Source organism: uncultured Methanobrevibacter sp., assembly GCF_937881195.1.
Classification (GTDB): domain Archaea; phylum Methanobacteriota; class Methanobacteria; order Methanobacteriales; family Methanobacteriaceae; genus Methanobinarius.
Genome location: NZ_CALGFC010000024.1, coordinates 34,290 through 54,883 on the forward strand (window position 1 = coordinate 34,290; position 20,594 = coordinate 54,883).

Here is a 20,594-nt window from a genome sequence, read left to right on the forward strand (position 1 = left end):
CAGCTACAAGACTAATAATTTCAAATGAAAAAAATAGATATAAAAAATTAAGAAATAACTTATTAAAGAATTATTTTCTCTCGAAAATTAAAGAATATAATGTATTTCTCCAAAATATACTCATATAAGATAATACTTATATAATATTAAAAATAAAATATTAAATTAGATAACATATTTTGGATAAGCTAATTATATATTGAGGATTATTTATGATGAATCAAAGGCAAGCTAGCTTGAAAATGATTAATAATGAAATATCTCCTAGGAATATAGGTAATATTAATAAGGATAATAAAAAAACTATTCATTTTAACTTAAATAAGTATGAGTTTAATTATAAGAATAATTCTCAAAATAAATTCCATATACAAAACAGACGTTATTTGGGAAGTAAATATAAACTTTTACAATTTATTCACTATGTTACTTCTAATATACCCTCAAAAATTGAAACTATAGCAGATATCTTTGCAGGAACTGGAATAGTAGCTGATTACTTTAATAATGATAAAAAAATAATTGTAAATGATATTCTAAAATCTAATTATTTGATATATAATACCTTTTTTTCTAATGATGAAATTAATATGGGTAAATTAGAAAACCTCATTGAACATTTTAATAGTACTGCTGTGCAAGAAGATAACTATTTTTCAGAAAAATTTGGTGACTCATTTTTTACTAATGAAAATGCTAGAAAAATAGGATATATTAGGGAAAAAATAGAAAGTATTGCTGGTTTAAATTTTAGAGAAAGATGCATATTAATCACAAGTTTAATATACGCTACAGATAAAGTAGCCAATACTTGTGGACATTATGACGCTTACAGAAGAATATTAGATACTAAAAAAAAAATTGAATTAATGATTCCTAATCTAAATCAAAATAACAATGCAAATGAAATATATTGTATGGATTCAAACGATTTAGTAAAATCTATCAATGCAGATTTAGTTTATATAGACCCTCCTTATAATTCTAGACAATATGGAGATACATATCACTTATTAGAAAACTTAGCTGAATGGAAAAAACCAGAAGTTGTAGGCATTGCTAAAAAAATGAAAGATAGATCTAAGACAAAAAGTAAATACTGTACAGTAAAAGCTCCATCGGCATTTGAAGAGCTAATTGCGAATATTGATTCTAAATATATCTTAGTTTCATATAGTAATATGGGAGAAAAAGGTGTAGGTAGATCAAATGCAAAAATAAGTTATAATGAAATCTTAGAAATATTACAGAATAAAGGAAACGTGAAAATCTTTGATTGTGATTATAAAGCATATACTACTGGTAAAAGTGATATATCAGATCATAAAGAATTATTATATCTTTGTGAAATATAATTGGGATAAATATGGAACTAATCAAATCATGCATTAATTATACTGGAGGGAAATATAAATTATTAAACCAATTATTACCCCTATTTCCTAAAAATATAAATAATTTCATTGACTTATTTTGTGGAGGATGTAATGTTTCTTTAAATATTAATGCAAAAAAAATTTATTGTTATGACATAGAAAAAGAAATAATAAATTTATTTAAATTCATTAAAAATACGAACCATGATGTTTTAGCTGATGAAATTACAGATATAATTGAAGAATATGAATTATCAAATACTTATGTGAATGGTTATGGTTTTTATAAATGTAATTCTAATCAAGGTCTTGCTCAATACAACAAAAAATCTTATAATAAGTTGCGTGATGATTTTAATAAAGAAAATTTTTTAAAAGGGTCTGATAAATACTTATATTTTTACACATTGATTATTTTCTCTTTTAACAATCAAATTAGGTTTAACAAGAAAGGTCTTTTCAATGTTCCTGTGGGAAAAAGAGATTTTAACAAAAATTCTAGAAATAATTTAATGAATTTCTCCAAACAAATTAAAGATAAAGATATTCAATTTAATTCATCCGATTTTAAAAAAATTAAATTAAACAACTTTGATGAAAATGATTTTTTGTATCTGGATCCACCATATCTAATAACATTAGCTTCTTATAATGAGCAAAATGGTTGGTCTGAACAAAATGAAAAAGACTTATTAAAATTGCTTGACTGGGTTGATTCAGAAAATATAAAATTTGCACTTTCTAATGTTATAGAAAGTAAGGGAAAAACTAATGAAATTTTATTAAGATGGTCTAAAAAATATAATGTTAATCACTTAAATTATAATTATTCAAATTCAAATTATCAAATTAAAAAAAAGAATAAAACTACTGAAGTTTTAATATGCAATTATTAGAGTAGATACTATGGCAAAAAGAACTAAGGGAAAAGTATGGAGTTTTAATACTTCAGTGAGAAATCCTATTAGGATATTAAATAATTTAAAAGCTATTGAAAAATTTGAAGGAATGGAAAATACTGCTGAAAATCAAGCTAAATATTTTTGGACCTTGATAAAAAATAAGTTTTATAAACCTAGAAATACTCCAAAAGACCTTATAATGGAATATGAATTCGATGGTGTCTTTGATGACAGCAGCACAGATAGAATATATGATTCTTATGTTGGCAAAAAGTTCGATAAGAGTGGCAGAGGTCGGACTGCTTTAGCTCCTTTAAGAAAAACAGGCCTTATAATATGGGGGAAAAATGAAAAACTTCAAATCACAAAACTCGGAAGATTATTATTAAATGGAGATGTTAGTTTTGAAGAATTCATGTTCAAATTTTGTTTAAAATGGGAACTGCCAAATCCTATAGATAAAGGTATGAAAGATTTTGATATAAAGCCATTCATTGCTACTTTAAAAGTTATCTATGAAGTTAATGAGGTAGAAAAAAATAGAGGTAATAAAGAAAAAGGAATTAGTATAGAAGAATTTAAGCAATATGTTATTCCTATTAAACATTATCTCGATATTGAAGGTGCAGTTTCAGATATAATTAATTACAGAGATTGTTTGAAAAAATCTGAAAATAAATCATCTTTTAAAGAAAAATCAATGATCGAAAGTATATGTAAAACATTTGAGATTAATCCTTCTGAAGAATATGAGATTACTAAATCATTAAATAATTTAAGAGATTATGCTGATTCTGCAATTCGTTATTTCAGAATTACTGGTTACATAAATTTCAGAGGATATAAACGATTTATTGATATTAATCCTAATCGTTTAGAAGAATCGAAGGATATAATATCTCAAATAGGTGTAAGCTCATCACATTATGAGAATAAAAAAGAATATATTAGTTATTTGTCAGATATTCATTCTCCAGAATTGCCATGGGAAAGTAGAGAAACTTTAGAGAAAATATTTTCACAATTAAACACTAATATTAAGAATAAACAAGCTGATATTATTAATCAATACCCCAATGTTTCTTTAAATGATTATTCATTGGATATTAACATTACAAACATTAATACTATTGATCTTAAAAAAATCATTAATAATTTAAGAAACAATGTGGAAAATATAAATAAACAATTTATTTTTATTAGAGAGAAAAATAAAAACAATTTAAACGAATATAAAGAAGAACTTAGAAGGTTAGGTGGATTAAAACCTTCTAAATCAAATTTTAAAGAACCGATTGAATTGGAATGGTATACTTCCCTAAGCTTAATGTCTATAGATGACGCTGAAAAAATAAAACCTAACTTAAAAATAGGAGATGATGGCGAGCCTACTTTTACTGCCCCTGGAAACAAAGCAGATATTGAATGTTTTTATGAAAATTTTAATTTATCTGTAGAAGTTACAATGATGAAAAATAGAAGTCAAACAGAAGCTGAAGTTCAGCCAGTTATGAGACACCTAAGAAGCTTAGAAGATAAATATGATAAAAAATTTTATTGTTTGTTTATTGCTCCTGTTATACACAGAGATACCTTAAATACTTTTTGGCCTTTTGTTCTTTATGGTTATGAGGGACGAAAACAAAATATTATTCCTTTAACTTTAAATCAATACATAAACATTTTAAACATTATTGATAAGTATAGGATTGATGGAAAAATTATTGATAGTAATGATTTAGAGAATTTATTCGAAAAGTTATCTCAAGTACCTCATAACCCAGAAGTTGAATCCCCACAATGGATGGATACAATTAATGAATGTCTTAATAGTTGGGATTCTTCTTTAATTTAATATAACACCTAAAAAACAGATATATGTCTAAAGAAGACCTACCTCTTAAATCTATTAATAATATATAAAAAAATTAATATAAATTCTAATAAATTTATTAAAAATTTAATATAAATCTATTAAAATAAACTTCTAAAATTAACTTTTAATTAAAATAAAAAAAGTCCCCTTAACAATAATATAGTTGTCAAGGGGTTAAATTAATTTCTCAAATGTTTCATTTATATTTTTTAGTGAAAAAATCCTTTCCTAACAACCATAAATATTTATCTAAATCTTTTAAATTAGATTTTATTGAATAAAATTCTTTAAATTCACATAAAATATGAAAAAATTCTTCATAATCTCTTAAATCTTTATTTTTAAATTTCAGGAATTCATCTGTATCTCTAAAATGTATTAGTACCTTATCAACATAAGAATCGTAAATAGGATATATATAAGGGAAATGATGTGAACAATATTTTGAAGCAAAAGAATAGAAATTTTTTTCTTTTCCATTTATATTAACTTTTGCAATATCATTTACTAAAGTTAAATCTTTATTTTCTAATCTTGAGTCGATTTCTAATGAGAATATATTTTCTGCAACAGGAAAAATTGAAAATATATTTGTACTATAAAAATCATTTAAAGAGCTTGTTTTAATTAAAATATCTCTTTTATCTGTGTTTTTTGGATATGTTTCTAAAAATAATTTGTTGAGTGCCTTTTCCTGCTCAACATAATTCTTTAGTGTATTCCATTTCACTAAATATCGTTTTAATTCATTTTCAGAAGGTTTTGGAATAATTATATTATTTTTTTCAGACATTATAATAGTACCTTAGATTGTTATATTAGTAAATTTAATTATTAAATATTTAAATAAAAAAAATCCCCTCAACAACAACATAGTCATTCAAGGGGGAAAATAATTATTCAGAGATATATGACATAATTAAAAGAATTTAGGTTATGTGAAAGTGACACTATTAGCCATTTTAACAGCTAAAATATCACTCACAGGAACAGTTAAAATAACTACCTTATTTCCTTCATCATTAGTAACAATAACATCGATAGTACCATAAGGACTTTTATAGGCTTTTGCATTTGCAGAAAGACCATTTAATTTAATTTCAGATAAATTATTCGCCTCAACATAACTTTGAGTCATATAATTAATATTATCTTTAGTAATATAATCACTATATATCAGAATATAAATCCCAATATCAGACTCATAACCCCTTGGAACACTAGACTCAGTAGAATCATTAGATAATCTAAAAGTAATATTTTCAGGAACAGAAATTTTAACATCCCCAAAAGTTTCATTCTTCATAGCACTATCAGCTAAAGTATCAAACTCAGAACTAACACTTACTAAAGAGTTTAATGATGAATTAAACATATAAAATAAACCACCAATAACTCCTGCAAAAACAATAATCACCAATATTATTAAAATAGCTAAATTCCTATTTTTCATAAAAAAACAACCTCCATTAAGAGTATATTAGATATTATTAATATATAAATATAATGATTAATAATTATATTTTAAAATTTTTAGAAAAAAAATAGAGAGCAGATCAACAAAGATTCCTCCCTAAATTTTTTTTTAACTTACGAATTTATAATTTATATTTTAATCAGCTCTCTTACTATCTATTTTTCAAGTTTCAGGTCATAGCCCAAAAAAAATAACATATAATCCTTTTTTAGACTACTGCTCCTTTTTCAAACATCCAGTTAGGATTAGTAGCTACTCTCTTATTAGAACACCAATGTTCCCCTATTTCATATCTTCTAGAATTTGCATCAACAATAGCAGCTAAATCAACTACATTATAATTATTAGATATTAGCTTATAAACTTCAACAGTTAAGTGTGTTACATTTGTACATGCCCATTGAGCATATCTAGCTATATAACCCATGATTTTAAACATTGCATAACCTAATTGTGACCAGTCTACACAATTACCAAGTAAACCATTTGTTAGGCCGTCTATTTCTTTTTGAGTGCCTAAAAGTTTGCTGTCTAGGTAGTATTTGTATAGTCCTCCTTTTTTCTTAGCATAGGCCCTTATTTTTTCAACAAATTCTTTACCATTTCTCCAAGAACCAATATTTTTAGCTACTTGTAATATATATTTATTTTTCATCCATTCAGGATCTTTTTTAACAGTAGCTGTAGTTTTAGGTTTATTAACCCAAACACTATGAGGCTCTTCTTTATTATTTTTTCTATATTTTTCTATTCTTGTAGCTAAGTCTTTTTTAAGTTCTTTGACTTTAGACCATAGTATGTAATCTTTTTTAGTTTTGAAATTTACATATACTTTGAATTCTTTTTCTTTAGGGTGTTCTTTTGAATATTTAACTCCTCTTTTGTACATATCCTCAAGGTTAAGGATAGGTAGTAATATTTCTTTTTTAGTCCAATCAACCATAATTAATCATCTCCTTCTTTTCTTTTTCTCTTAATTCATCTAATCTTTTTTCAACAATCTTTAATCTTTCATGATCTTTAAAATTATTATTACAAAATTTATCTATTTTTAATCGGTTATATTCAGTTTTATATTTACTTATTTCAGATTCTAAACTCATAAGCCTCCTCCCAAAAAAAGAAATAGTTGATAGCTAACGCTAAGACTTATTCAAATTTAATAAAAAAAATAGTAATATAATAAAAAAAATATTTAAAATTTTAATTTTCTAACTCAATTAACTCATCTTTCAAAATTTTCCTTTGAGCTAAAATATCTAATAATTCGCTTGGAACTTCTTCTTGATTAGCATGATACTCATTTACTTCATCAACAACCCACTTTGTAGATTCTAATTCTTGATATATTTCAGCTATTCTTAATCTAGTTTCATCTACAATTATTTTACCGTCATCATTTAATTTCAGTGGTACTGGTGGATCTTGAACGATCTCATTATATTCTTCTTCTGTTAATTCAATTTCTATTTCTCCACTTGTTGGCTCATGGCATAAAAAAATCTCTTTTTTCTCAATGTTACTTATATTATAACTTAACTTAACCATTATATTGACTCCACAGACCACCTAACAGAAGAAGATCCTGCAGAAACTCTTTTTAGCGTAAGTCGTACAGAATCAACATCTGTCTGATCTGTACTTGCCCCAACATTCAAAGGATCACCCATAGCATTAGCCATACTTACTCTAATAGATCCTGTCATAGTGAACGGATAGTTAACTGTTGTATATGTACTTCCATTACTACCTGTTGTTGTCATTTCTACACTACCAAAACATCTACTATAAATATATACTCCATTTTTTTTAATTCTAAACCCATTATTGTAAGTTTCTATTTTTATTTTATCAATATTATCAAAAATTTCTTTTTTAACATCAATCAAGTCTTGAGGAGTTTGTCTTTGAACTTCAAAAGTGAAACAAGAATCAATTTCAGAAGTACTCATGCCTGAACTAACATAAGAACCATTAAACGCTCCTTCAAAATTTTCAGAACTTGAAAAATCATAACCATCAAGACTAATCCAATCTCCACTTCCAAGATTTATAGTAACAAATTTTCCACTTATTGAACCGATATGATTATATCCAACAATATAATCTCCATTATGAAGTTCTGAAAATTTTTTAGTGTCTGATTGAATTCTTGAAGCAAATTTATCATATCTCTGTCCCCCTAGATATTCACTGTCTAAGCCAGAACTTACTCCATCAACAGTTTTAATAACATTTAATAATTGTTGAGCAGATAGTGATAATTCTGTATCTTGTTTTGTAAAAGAAATATCTCCTATTTTTCCAGATTGAATTGCACTATCTGCTTTTAACCCTTGAATAGCTGTAGCTAATCCTTTAAATATCTTATCTGTTTCATCAGGAGTTAAATCATAAGTGAAAATGATATTTGTAATTTCTGTATTGCTTGTATTTGCAGTTATATTAATCAAAATTGGTTCTAATTCAATATTATATTCATTCAAATCAAAAATAGCTTCATTGTCTCCAGAAGTATTTAATGTTTGATTAAAAATTTCTGTTCCATCAATAGCCTTTTTTATTGATAAATTTAAACTTTTATTAATCACACTAGTTTTAACTTTAATTATACACCATTTTTTAAATGGCTCCATGTTAGGATTAACATTAAATATTAATTCTTCTCCAGCATCCATTAAAATAGTTTGATTATTATTAATAAACTGCCCACTTAAACTTATTAAACTACCATTAACTAATTCTTCATTATCACTATTAGGAAATATGCTATGAGGATATTGTTCAGGAAGTTTTATATTGTAAATACTATCTCCTGCTATTATCATAGCCATTATGCCATTGATTGCTTCCCTACTTATATCAAAGTCATCTTTATAAAAACTTTCTTTAGGATCTTTTGAAATAACCATAATTACACCCATTATTTAAAAAAAATTCACTCATTTATTATTCTAAAGGATAAGTTAAATTCCCATTTGTAATTTTAAAACTAATATCATTAGAAATTATATTTAATATTTTATTATAAGCTAAAATCAGATCTTCATCTTTTATTTTAATCTCAATTAAAAAATACCCATCAATTTTTTGTTTCAACCTTGAAGTTAAAGGCAGAGAATTATTATTATCATTAAATCTTGAATAAATTGTATCATTAAAAGAAAGATAATCTTTAACAGTTTGTTCTTTCAAATAAAAATTAATTTCCTCATATTTTACTCCAAATGAAAGGAGAGAATTTTTAATTTTATCTATACTAATATTATTTGAATTTTCTTCAATATTATTAGAAATATACTCTTCTTTTTCATAGAATATAACATCTACTAGACTACAAAAAGGGAAAATCTTATTAATAGTCTTTTGAATATTATTTTCACTAACATACTTAATATTAGCTGGAATTAAATCCTTATCTATTAATATTTCATACATACTAGCAATATTTCCACTTTCAATATTAATTGTGAAACTTTTTGAAACACTACTATATATAGAATCCCCAGAAAATGTTACAATCGCATAATAAGTACCATCTGCTATATTCTCATCTAAATTTAGATAGACTCTTCCTAAACTATTAGTTAAAAGATTAAGATTTATATCAAGTAATGGAATTTCTATATTAATGTTTTTATTAGCTAAAGGATTATTATAAAAATCTACTAAAATAGGACTAATAATCATGTTGTTATTATTAGTTTTATATAGTGTTGAATCTTCAATTATGAAATTTGTGCTATTTGAAGCAGGATTGAGATTAAGATAGCTTATAACCTTATTCTCAAATTCACAAAACACATTATTAGCTAACTCTAATACTAATGCAACATCCAAATGACCATATTTAGTTTTAAGAAATTGCAAATATTTCCCTAATTTATTATAATTTCCATTATATTTTTTATCATTATAAAAATAAAAATCTTCAAATGATTGTAATTTAACTAATTCCCATTCATTTAAACCGAGATTATCTAATATTGTTCTGTTAGCTAAATCTCCTTGTTTTCCTAATGTGTATTTTAGATCTTCTTTATTCATTTCAATATTATTTAAACTAATATTGTTAAGTTTAATATCCATTTCATTACTATAATCAGATAAGAAATAATTATTAAAAGAGCTAGTTCTAAATATTGTATAAATCTGATGATCTTTATTTTTAATTGGAAATCCTGAAGATCCTTCACTATTAATCTCAAGAATAGGTTCATTATTAGAATTTCTTATACTAGCATTATTCACAATAACTTTCGAATTATCTGTAAAATTAGTTTCATCTAATAATCTGTAAGGATTATTATATTCCTCAGTTTCATATTCTAATTTAAGAAACATTTCATCAATAAGAGATATATCAATATTATCAAATATAACATCAATTCCTTTTTTAACTTCATTTGAAGATATATCCACATCAAAAACAAAAAAATGACTAATTTTTCCTGCAAACTCAGATTGAGATGATTCAGCTGAACTAAAATCTTCTTTATTATTAAATATTATCTTAACATTTTCAGAAAAAGGATAATTTAAAGTATTAACTATCCTAACTGTGATTTTAGTAACTTTAACATTATCCTTAAGGATTAAATCAATACAATTACTAAAATGATGATTCCCATTAAGGTTATTAATATCATCAGGTACAAAATAGATAGTTTCATCATGCCCAGTAAAGTCAAATCGATTAAGATATAAACTGCTATCACCATTATTAACAGTACTACTTATTTTTGAATAAACTGTAAATCGCTCATCTTTTTTAAGATAAGGTATTTTAAGCAATAATAGATTATAACCTACCTTACTAATTATTTTATGACTTAATTTATCTTTAAGATTACAGGAACTATTAGAATAAAATTCAAGATTTTTAAAATCATCCCTAATATTTTTAATAGATTTAAAAGGAAAGTCTTTTATAACAAATATAAAATCTCGAACATTATTTTTAGAAGAAGGTAATTTGAAAATTAATGAAATATTTGAATCATGAGGGTTAATTAATTCAGAATTATCTTCTTCAATAATTTCTATCTCATTTCTATCTTTTCTTTTTAATTCAGAATTAACATTAAAATGCTCAAATAATTCAACTTGAACAAATTGTTCACTTATTCTCATTTGAATTATCTTTTTTAATCTATTTTCATAATCATAATCCGATTCAGTTGCTTGATTAAAAAAAGTAGGTATTGTATTATAAAATTTATCTTTTTCTAAGGGATCATTAAAAATTTCTAATAATCTTCTATTAACACCAAGATTGGAACCAATATTATCAAGATTATTATCATGATCAAAAATATTATTCTCAATAAGATCATTTTCAGGAATACCCTTTAAAAAATGATTATCATTAAAATCAATTATCTCTAAAATGAATTTTGTCTTAGGAATAACCGCTTCATTATCTTCATTTACATTTAACAAAATAGAATCATTAAATTCATCTATTCCACTTTCAAATTCTTCATTATAAATAGTAATTAGTTCTTCATTATTCCTTTGAGAATATATGCTGATTTTTTTAATGTCTGGAATTTTTACATGAAAATTAATAGAATATTCATAAGGATTTGATTGTACCCTCCAAAGTTTCAAAGGCCTTTCTAAGATATAACTTAATTGTAATTTTAGAATATCCTTTTTTAATGATTGGATTGTTTTAGAAAAACTAGATACTACTTTATAATTGTTACTTCCAACTGATTTATCCATAAAGTGAGGATAATTTTTAAGCATTTTGTCTAAAATATTCAAATAATAACCTCCTGTGATTAGGATAAAACAAGATTAATATTTTCTTTAGATAAATGAGCTTTCATTGATGGAGGAATAATCACACTATTATCTTCATTTATATGAATTTCTTCATTATCAACAGTCAAACTCTCAATTTTTAATGATCTTAATTCTTCTACTTGTGAACGAACATAATAAGCCAATTCAAAAGGAATAAAATCCACCCCTAAACCAAGTCCTTTGTTAGTTGAACCATCAAAATTAAAACCCCCATTAAAATAAACAAGAATATAATTAATAATTTTTTGCAGTAATAATTCTTTTTCATTATCAGTTAAGCTTAACTCATTAACAAATAAAACATTTAAAACTATTTCCATGGTGAAATTAAGATAATTCACTCCTTCAATTGTTATATCTTCATTTAATATTTTTACATCTTCAACTACTTCTGCAACATTATTAATAACTTCATCAAAAGGAGGATCAATAATAATTCTACCTGTTCCTGGTCCTTGCCAATATGGCTCAAGATAATATGAATCAACCTCTTTAACTGTTAAAATTGCATTAGTGATTGCATCAGAAGTGCCTTTTTCTAATGAATATTTCCAATTAAGAAGTCTCTTACGATAATTTTCATCAGTTTCCTCATCTTTACCCCCATAAGCTTTGGATTGATTAATAATACTAGCAATTCCATGAAGTTCTTCTTCCATGTTTATAATAGTTCCTTCTAGAACATTACCTATTGCCCCTACTTCTGTACATTCAGACTTTAATTCTACTCTTGAATCAGAATCATTAATTATAGCAGACTCAACTGTTCTAAAACTAACTCCTGAATCAGTGCTTGCATAAAAGTCTTCTGGAACTATTATTGGAAATTCAACATCACCCTCAGGTTCAAATTCAATAAGAACAACCGAAGCTTCAGCAGATTCTCTTTCAAAAAACATAGCTCCTAATTCATCTAAATCTTCATCAACAGCTGTTTTAATACTCTTTGAATCATACACTTTTTTCATTGAGTCATAAGATTCTGAAATTTCAATAGCTAAAACACTTGCCTCAATTATTAAAATACTTTCAAGATCTTGATCTGATTGGACATATTCTAAAAATTTACTATCATCACTTAAAGCTCCAGAATTATATAAATTGGTAAGTAATGATAAAAAAATATCTTCAAAACTTTTAAATTGTATGTTAATTGTATCATCGATTTCATCAATAATCATTGGAAAATCAACCTCCTTCAATTGAACTTGAAATTTCTGAGCCATCTATTAAAGTAGCTATAAAAAAAATATTTAAAGAATCATTATTATTTCTTAGAATATTTATTGATTTCACTTCACTAATTCTCCTAATTTCTAGTAATAATTCTTGAATATATTCTTTTGCAGTCATGTTTAATAATTCACTTTCAGTTGTTTTAAAAAGCATAAATATTTTATCTCCAAAAACCTTAAAAATAGGATTGTTCTTTAATTCACCATAAATAGTTAATAATTTAATAGTAGTGGCTTGTTCAACACATGCAGGACCTTCAATAATAACATAATCATTATTAATGATTTCTCTATCATATGTTCCTTTAATGGTTTTTTTCATATTAATGTCTTTATTTAAGCTTGTAAAATCCATTCCAATAGTTTCATCATCACTCATTTAAAAACTCCATTATTAATAGTTTTATAATAAATAATCAACAAAAATGTACCCTTTATCTTGAGGAGATCCATCAATAGCTTGAATAACTCCCAATATATCATTGTTGGGAATTAATGTAGGACCTTTATCATAATCATTGATTAATTCCCCTTCTGGATAAGGTAATGCAGATTTAGTTAAATAAGCTATTACTTCCTGCATTTTCCCATTATTATTGTTTGGATCTTCAACATAAGTATCACGTAAGTATACAATCACAGTTTTATCTTTAATCCTAAATTCTTTTATTATAACCATTTTAAGATTATAATCATTAGTAGGTCCTCCTCCTGCAAATCCCACTTTCGAGTCAATATTTATCTTTAAAAAATTATTCATTGATTTTGCTAATCTTTTATCTGTAACTGTTGTGACATTTTTTCCAGTCATAATGTCAATCCCCTTTTTGGACAGCTAGTATCTGCATATTTTACTTTTCCATTAATAGTAACACGAACATCACAATGCGCAGTGATTCCACATGTTATACCGCATCTTCTTGAAGCTTTATAACCTGCTCCTTGAAGTAAAGCAATTAATAATCCTGCTTGATCATAACAATTAGCAGGTTGAGGGTTTTTAACAAGATTATCTGGTTCGCGACCAGTTTTATGATCATAATATTTAGTATAAGAAATATTATTCCTAACCCACATAAAACAAGCATGCGGAGTTTTTAATGCTTTTCCTAGTGCTTTAGCTGTTGTAAAACCACTAGTAGAACCAGGATTTTCTTCACCATTATCATTTTCATTAGCTACTTGTGCAATATTCATATACCTATCTACAACCAAATCAATTGTAGGAACCTCTCCCACAGTATATTTCAAATTAAGTGAATTTATAAACATATTTGTATGAATATTCATCCCCACATGTTTTACACCACACCATTCTCCAGTATAAAAATAATGTGTTCCTATACAAGTAACTTCAATCTGAAAACCATTATCTAAAACATTTTTATACAATTCTTCAAATGCTAACTGTCTTGCTGCAACTGAATTATATTTATATTTATAAATATTAGCTCCTCTAATCTCCCCATATTTACTAACCTCTTCTTCAAGTCTAGCTTTAAATTTTTTAGGCTTGTTTTTACTACCATAAAACACAACAATAGTGTTTACTGTCCGAGGTTCTGGTTCTTTAAGAGTTATTCCTTCTTTTTTAATATTAATTTGATCATCAGCTAAACATTTAACTGTTTTCCTATCAGGAGGTTCTGTAATAGTGCAAACCCCTAATCTAACATCAACTAAAACTTCTTTAAAATTTCTTTGAAGTATTGTTGCATATAAAGCATCATACCAAGAATTAGCATCACTATCACTACTATATTTACCTTGAGAAGTAACAACTAAAGTATCTGGAGAATAATCAGAAGGCAATCCTAAATTAATTGTTTTAGGATAAAAAACTGGAGGAGATAATAAAGTCAATTTTTTTGATTTCTTCTTAGGATTTACATTATTACCATCAATACTAAATTGACTATTGCATCCTCCAGATTGTTTAGAACAAACAAAAATTCCTTTTTTATATAGTGCTGATGATATTTTTTTACCATATTTTTTAGCATTATTTTTACCACGAATCCATACAATATGCCCTTTTTTACCACAAACAGGGCATTTATTTTTAGCTGTTGATTTATAAATTCTGTATTCATAAACCTTATTTTTGTCATTAGTAGCAGGATAACCTGCACCAGTGACTGGACCATAATTAGTTTTAAGTGATTTACTAACTGAAGGAGTTTTACTATTAGTTGAAGTATTGGTATTATTAGTATTTGAAACTGCATTGGCCTTAGTCAATCTTCCTCTGGAACCTCCTCCATTTTTGTCACGGCCACAATTACCACAATAATCAGCATCACATGCAGTACAAGTTATCTCTCCACCATCTGCACCTTTAGGATTACTTCCGTCTAATTTTCCAGAAGCTCCACAAAGAGGGCAGTAATTTTTCCAGCTTCTACTATAATACTTCCATGAACCACAATGATAACTACAAGTAGGTTTCCACCTACCAGAAACAACGTCATCAGTATTACTATTTGATGATGAACTCGAATTACTTGTATTTAATTGATCTTCACTTGATTCTTCTTGAGCTTCTGTTTCTAAAATAGGATTAAAATCTAATTTAACTTTATTAAGCCATTTAGGAAGATGAACATCTGGAATAAGTCCTGCTTTAGCTATAATAATTTCAGCTGCATTTTTAACACTATATCCTTTAAGATTAATTCCTGCATCAGCTTCATGTTCTAATAAAACTCCCTCACCAACAAAAGTAATCTCAATATTAGTTCTTTGTGAATTAATATCTTTAACATAAACTGTATCATAATCCACCCATTCAATTTTCCCTCCTGGTTTAACCCATGAACACTGAATTAATAACTTAGTCCATTTTTTTAAAGCTTTCCATTTAGTTTTACTATAATCCGTGATAAAAGTTCCAGAAGATGTAATATCAGAAGTATCTTTAGAATAATTAAAATCATTAATATAAATAACAGGATTAGTTGATTTATAAGGCCTTATAGATAACCTAACATGAAACTCTGATCCATTAGGTGGAGCGAATTTAGCTCTCTGTTTATTAACAAGATTTATTAAATTAGAGTCGTTATTCCATATTTTAGAATTATAAACCATAAGACTAATACACCTCGGTAATTTCAATTACACTAATCTCGACTGAAATAAAATCTGGAAATCCATCTTCAAAAATAGGTTTAGCTTTACATAAAGCTTTAAAAGACCCAATATAGATACTGCTAAAATCAATAGGTTTTCCATTTATTGAATTTATCCAAGATATTGTTGATTGTCTAGTTAAAGTAGAAGTCAAAAATATAGGGGCTTTAAAACTCATTGCCCTACCTTTAATATTTGTTTTGTAATATCTAGTCATTTCTGATTCTATCTCTATTTCTGCATATTGTTGTTCTTTTGTAGGAGTTTCTAAATCAATGTCAAAAGCATATAAACCTTTTTTATTAATAACAACTGGGTTATTAATATCTGCAACAACAGGAGGGATATAAGAAGTTGCAGGCTTAATTGTAGAAGTAGTGGATTTAGTAGTGTTTTTACTTGCATTTTTAGAATTAGTTTTTTTAAGTTTAGCTCTGTAAGCTTTATCTTTTAAATATCCTGCCTGAGTATATTTCTGCCAATCACCATCAAGATTTTTATTATACCAACCTTTGGATTTTAAATATGATTGATAAGATTTAACAGCAGATTTAAAATCTTTACTAGTTTTACCTGTGATTTTACCTGAAAAATAAGCTTTGCCTTTTTTATTTTTAATAGATTTGAGCCAAGTTTGTTGTTGTTTAATTGAAAGAATTTTTACCATAATCTTCAACCTCTTTATTAGAGCATTGGAGTTTTATCTCCATCTTCAAATATTTCAATTAAAATCTTTTTTACTTCTTCTTTGCTTTTATCTTTAAATTCAAAAGTATTTTCATGTTTATGATAGTGAACATCTCCGCCATCTTTAGAATCACCTGAACCTCCACCACGACCTCCTTTCTTATTTTTATTTTTCATGACACTTTTATCAATTTTGGATGAAGCTGTTGCATTCATTTCTAAGCTTTCAGGCATTTTACTCATTTTATTATGTAATCCTTTAAGTGAAGATCCAACTTTATTTATATCTCCAGGAACAACATTTCCAAATTTTTTAAATGCAGGAATAAGTCCTGGACTGCAGCCCATTACCATACACCATATTTGCCTAAGTGGAGTTAAAACTGCATTTAAACCACCGATTAGCCAGTCTAGTCCACCCATAATTATATGTATGGCCGATTGAACACCATTTCGTATAGCATTCCATCCATTAATAACTGCTTTTCTAAATCCTTCATTAGTAGTCCAAAGATAGATTAATGCTCCTACAAGTATCATTACAACAGTTATAACTGCACCAATAGGGTTAGCTGATAATGCAAGATTTAAAGCTCTTTGAGCTATTGTGGCTCCTTTTGTTATTCCTGTTGTTATTGCAGTCCATACTCCTCTTAATTTTTCAGCTGTTCCTAATGCTATTGATCTGGCACGAGCTGTTACAGCTGCACCTGAAAAGTTTCTTAAATTTGAGATAGCTGTTTTAATAACTCCTCCAGCACTTTTAAAACCCCCTATAATTTGAGTTTTAAGAGTACCTCCTAAATTTTTCAATCCACCAATGCCTCGAGTAGCTCCACTTTTAATTTTATTACCCATAGCTCCTGCTGTTGTACCTACACTAGTTAAAGTATTTTTAACACGACCTCCAGCACTAGTAAATTTTGAAGTTATAAAACTACTAGCACTATTTGCAGTGTTTTTGACTTTTTTAGAGGCATTATTTGCTCCAGTAGTTATAGTTCCAGTTATACTTTTAACTTTTTGTTTAATCCTAGCCCCCACACCTTTTTTATTTTTCATTGGTTCACCAACACTACCTCCAGAATTGGATCTATTCCATTTATCTTTTTTTGAGTTAGGGTCATAATTTTCAGGAGTTTTTTTATTTCCTTTTGATCCTCCATCATTAACAGTTTTACCATTTACAGTAACATGATTAGCAGCAATATTTTTATTAGGCATTAATTTACCTAATCCTGGAATCTTTGAAAGAACACTTCGAACAGGAGATAATGCAGCCATTAATATTTGGAATCCTCCTCCTAAAGCAGCCAATATACCTACTAGAACTACTCCTTTTCCTGCAAAATCCCACATCCATTGTGGAGCTCCTTGAATTGCAGTTAAAATAGGATTTATAAAATTCATTAACCCCATAAAACCATCTGTTGCTGATTGTAAAATCTGGTCAAATATTGCTAAAGCCCTATTATATCCTCCAAGTTCTCCTTCCATAGTATTATAAGCACCAGTGACATTGCCAGCAGCATCAACTTGCAATTTTCCTTTTTCTATTCCTATTTCTTGAACAGCATTAAGTCTCTCTTGATATGTCTTGGCAGATTTTAATCTATCTATTTGAGATTCAGATAAACCTTCATCTCTTAATTTACCTGCTGCTGAATCATAACCCGAAGATAAGTATGATCCAAATCCATACATAGATCCTCTTTGTCTTAATGGGTCTGCATCTGCACTTATTGCATCTAAAACAGCTAAAGATCTTGAAGTATTACTACTATTTAAGTCTCTAGAATTAGTTAATAAATTCATCATAGTTGTTAAATCTGAATCAGATCTAGCAGAACTAATATCATAATTTTTAAATGCATTGGTTATTGCGGAAGCTTCTCCTTGAGAATTAGTATTTCCTAATCTCCATTGTAGCATTGTTTTTTGATGGCCTTCTTCAAATAATTGATTAAGTCCCATATACCCACCAGTAGCACTAGCTAATGCAGTAATAGAATCCATATTACTAAAAGAACTACTTATACTACTGGTTCCTGACTTAGCATCATTGGTCATTTGTCCAATAGCAGATTTAAATTTATTAACAATTCCATCAAAACTAAGAATATTAATTTTATTAAGATTAGTTAAAACTCCATCTGCTCCACTTTTTGCATCACTGACAATTTTATCTGTGGCTGATTTATATTTAGAATAAATTTTAGTAAAATCTAAATTGTTTATTTTGTCTAAGCTATTTGTAACATTTGAAGATGTTTGAGAAGCTTTTTCAGAAACACCTTTTAACATTTCATTTATTTTATTAAGCCCTGTAGGATTGAATTTTTCTAAGGGTTGAGTTACTTCTTCATTAGCTTTTTTAGTTTCAGAAGCCTGATTTTTCATCTGTTTCAGGATATCAGTAACTAAATCATTACCTACAAATTTTATTAAAATATCCATTTTTCCCATAAAAAAACATCCTTAATTATTTAGATCTTCAATTTCATCAGATTTTCTTTTTAGTCGGATATATTCCATTCTAAAAAGAAATCTGAAATTTGGTGTGTACTTTCTTTTTATTATTTCTTCAGGAGTGTATTTTCCTCCTGATTTTTCCCATATCCTCATTATTATTTCTGCTTCTATTGATTCACAAAACTTAAAGAAAGGATACATTCGACTTGTGGTCGATTCCTAAAACGTGCATGACTTTATCGCCTAGCTCAGTTCTCATTACATAATCAGCTTTTTTCCAAAATTCTCTTCTTTTATTTTTATCTCCATTGAAGTCTGGAGGAGTTACAAAATCAGCTAATAATTCAATAATCATATTATCCAATTGAGGTTTCATATATTTAATTGTCTTTTCATTGAGTTTTTCTAAAGCTTTTTTTTCTCTTTTATTAAGAATTGTGTCCTTTTCTACTTTTTCGAGTATTCCTTTTTCGTATTTGGTGAAATCTTGATAGGGGAGAGTTGATAAATTAGTGTATTCCAGTTGGTCTCCTGGTTCTATTGGTCTAACTTTGCACTTAATTATTTTTTTATTACCATCACCACGGTCATATTGGAATTCAATATTGTATCTATCTTCATTGAAAAAATCTAGAAATTCTTCTTCATTTTCTATCATTTCAACGAATTCAGGGTCTTCTTGTACTTGATTTTCTATTTCTGATTTAATTTCTTCCTTATGGTGCTCTTTTCCCATTTCAATAGCTTTTTCTATATTTATATCTGGAGCACTCATATTTTCAATCATGTCGGATTCTTCTTTATTTTTAGGATTTTTAGTGTCTGTCATGAAATTTCCTCTCAATAATTAATTTTAAATAAAAAATTTTAAATATAAAAAATAATATAAATAATAAGAGAATAATATGGAAGAATTAAAAGATGTAAAGGTAGTAAGTGGAACTGATATATTTAGGATTATTCTATTAATCTTAATTGTAAGTGCAGTTTTTGTTATAGCTACAAATTATACAGATCCAAAAGCTGTTTTTGGTTGTATTCTCCTCATTATTTTTGTTTTGATTGATTTATATCTTCTTAGAAACCCTAGTTTATTAATATGGGGGATAGTTTTTGCTAAATTCCTTCTTTTTATTTTTATAGCATTTATGTTTCTATAATTATAGATAAAACAAATAATAAGAAAACTTGGTGAGGGATATCATTGGAAAAAGTAAATGATGTAAAAATAGATAGTGATGGAACACAAACCATAAGAGTAATAATAATAATTTTACTAATTGGGGTATTAATTACCATTGCTGGCTATAGAGATATAACCCATACTATCGGGGGTATATACTTCATTGCTTTTTTATTAATGGATTTGTACTTAGTGTGGAATCCTACTAAAATAAAATGGTTAATATTTGCTGTTTTATGGCTTCCATTCATATATTTAGCACAATTTTTGCCAATATGAATTTTTTATCATAAATAATATTTATTATTTTTATACTTTTTTGAGGGTTTTACACTAGATAATTCTTATTTAGAGTAGTTTTTTAAAAGAAAAAAATTTAATTGAATTTATACTCTTTTTTTTATTAATTTTTATATAATAATAGGATTTTATAGATAATA

At 26.7% G+C, this 20,594-nt stretch carries 20 protein-coding genes; 5 read left to right on the top strand and 15 right to left on the bottom strand.

Annotated elements, in window-relative coordinates:
- Positions 1-215: 215 nt before the first annotated feature.
- From Q0087_RS02940 to Q0087_RS02950, 3 genes are read left to right on the top strand one after another with little or no spacing between them, the layout of a single operon-like run.
- Entirely contained in the window at positions 216-1,355 is a 1,140-nt protein-coding gene (locus Q0087_RS02940; RefSeq protein ID WP_297898181.1) for a DNA adenine methylase, read from the top strand.
- Positions 1,356-1,366: 11 nt separating this feature from the next.
- Entirely contained in the window at positions 1,367-2,272 is a 906-nt protein-coding gene (locus tag Q0087_RS02945) for a DNA adenine methylase (RefSeq protein ID WP_297898182.1), read from the top strand.
- 10 nt (positions 2,273-2,282) lie between these two features.
- The gene (locus tag Q0087_RS02950; RefSeq protein ID WP_297898183.1) at positions 2,283-4,133 is read left to right on the top strand and encodes an AlwI family type II restriction endonuclease; all 1,851 of its coding nucleotides are present in this window, start codon (positions 2,283-2,285) and stop codon (positions 4,131-4,133) included.
- Between the two features lie 217 nt (positions 4,134-4,350).
- Here Q0087_RS02950 and Q0087_RS02955 read toward each other — a convergent pair whose 3' ends face one another.
- From Q0087_RS02955 to Q0087_RS03025, 15 genes are all read right to left on the bottom strand, one after another.
- Entirely contained in the window at positions 4,351-4,947 is a 597-nt protein-coding gene (locus Q0087_RS02955) for a hypothetical protein (RefSeq protein WP_297898184.1), read from the bottom strand.
- A 141-nt stretch (positions 4,948-5,088) separates the two neighbouring features.
- A complete protein-coding gene (locus Q0087_RS02960) occupies positions 5,089-5,607 on the bottom strand; it encodes a hypothetical protein (protein WP_297898185.1) in 519 nt (172 codons plus the stop codon).
- Positions 5,608-5,839: 232 nt separating this feature from the next.
- On the bottom strand, positions 5,840-6,574 hold the full coding sequence (locus Q0087_RS02965; RefSeq protein ID WP_297898186.1) for a hypothetical protein: 735 nt from the start codon (positions 6,572-6,574) through the stop codon (positions 5,840-5,842).
- A complete protein-coding gene (locus Q0087_RS02970) occupies positions 6,567-6,734 on the bottom strand; it encodes a hypothetical protein (RefSeq protein WP_297898187.1) in 168 nt (55 codons plus the stop codon). Before Q0087_RS02970 ends, Q0087_RS02965 begins: the two co-directional genes overlap by 8 nt.
- Positions 6,735-6,834: 100 nt before the next feature.
- Entirely contained in the window at positions 6,835-7,179 is a 345-nt protein-coding gene (locus tag Q0087_RS02975) for a hypothetical protein (RefSeq protein ID WP_297898188.1), read from the bottom strand.
- A complete protein-coding gene (locus Q0087_RS02980; RefSeq protein WP_297898189.1) occupies positions 7,179-8,543 on the bottom strand; it encodes a hypothetical protein in 1,365 nt (454 codons plus the stop codon). Before Q0087_RS02980 ends, Q0087_RS02975 begins: the two co-directional genes overlap by 1 nt.
- A 37-nt stretch (positions 8,544-8,580) precedes the next feature.
- The gene (locus Q0087_RS02985; protein WP_297898190.1) at positions 8,581-11,403 is read right to left on the bottom strand and encodes a hypothetical protein; all 2,823 of its coding nucleotides are present in this window, start codon (positions 11,401-11,403) and stop codon (positions 8,581-8,583) included.
- Between the two features lie 17 nt (positions 11,404-11,420).
- Complete coding sequence (locus Q0087_RS02990; RefSeq protein ID WP_297898191.1) at positions 11,421-12,647, bottom strand: baseplate J/gp47 family protein; 1,227 nt, start codon at positions 12,645-12,647, stop codon at positions 11,421-11,423.
- Entirely contained in the window at positions 12,634-13,059 is a 426-nt protein-coding gene (locus tag Q0087_RS02995; RefSeq protein ID WP_297898192.1) for a hypothetical protein, read from the bottom strand. Before Q0087_RS02995 ends, Q0087_RS02990 begins: the two co-directional genes overlap by 14 nt.
- A 24-nt stretch (positions 13,060-13,083) precedes the next feature.
- A complete protein-coding gene (locus Q0087_RS03000; protein WP_297898193.1) occupies positions 13,084-13,491 on the bottom strand; it encodes a hypothetical protein in 408 nt (135 codons plus the stop codon).
- Positions 13,488-15,770 carry a transglutaminase domain-containing protein gene (locus Q0087_RS03005; RefSeq protein ID WP_297898194.1) on the bottom strand — a complete coding sequence of 761 codons (2,283 nt, stop codon included), beginning with the start codon at positions 15,768-15,770 and terminating at the stop codon, positions 13,488-13,490. The genes Q0087_RS03000 and Q0087_RS03005 overlap by 4 nt, the downstream gene beginning before the upstream one ends.
- Positions 15,771-15,774: 4 nt before the next feature.
- Positions 15,775-16,479, bottom strand: a complete 705-nt coding sequence (locus Q0087_RS03010; protein WP_297898195.1) for a hypothetical protein — start codon at positions 16,477-16,479, stop codon at positions 15,775-15,777.
- 17 nt (positions 16,480-16,496) lie between these two features.
- Positions 16,497-18,965: a hypothetical protein gene (locus Q0087_RS03015; protein ID WP_297898196.1), complete on the bottom strand. Its 2,469-nt coding sequence runs from the start codon at positions 18,963-18,965 to the stop codon at positions 16,497-16,499.
- A gap of 12 nt (positions 18,966-18,977) precedes the next feature.
- A complete protein-coding gene (locus Q0087_RS03020) occupies positions 18,978-19,172 on the bottom strand; it encodes a hypothetical protein (protein ID WP_297898197.1) in 195 nt (64 codons plus the stop codon).
- A complete protein-coding gene (locus Q0087_RS03025; protein WP_297898198.1) occupies positions 19,156-19,800 on the bottom strand; it encodes a hypothetical protein in 645 nt (214 codons plus the stop codon). Before Q0087_RS03025 ends, Q0087_RS03020 begins: the two co-directional genes overlap by 17 nt.
- Before the next feature lie 76 nt (positions 19,801-19,876).
- Between Q0087_RS03025 and Q0087_RS03030 the strand changes: the two genes are divergently transcribed.
- Both Q0087_RS03030 and Q0087_RS03035 read left to right on the top strand, forming a co-directional pair.
- Positions 19,877-20,131: a hypothetical protein gene (locus tag Q0087_RS03030; protein ID WP_297898199.1), complete on the top strand. Its 255-nt coding sequence runs from the start codon at positions 19,877-19,879 to the stop codon at positions 20,129-20,131.
- Positions 20,132-20,175: 44 nt separating this feature from the next.
- Entirely contained in the window at positions 20,176-20,433 is a 258-nt protein-coding gene (locus Q0087_RS03035) for a hypothetical protein (protein ID WP_297898200.1), read from the top strand.
- Positions 20,434-20,594: the final 161 nt, after the last annotated feature.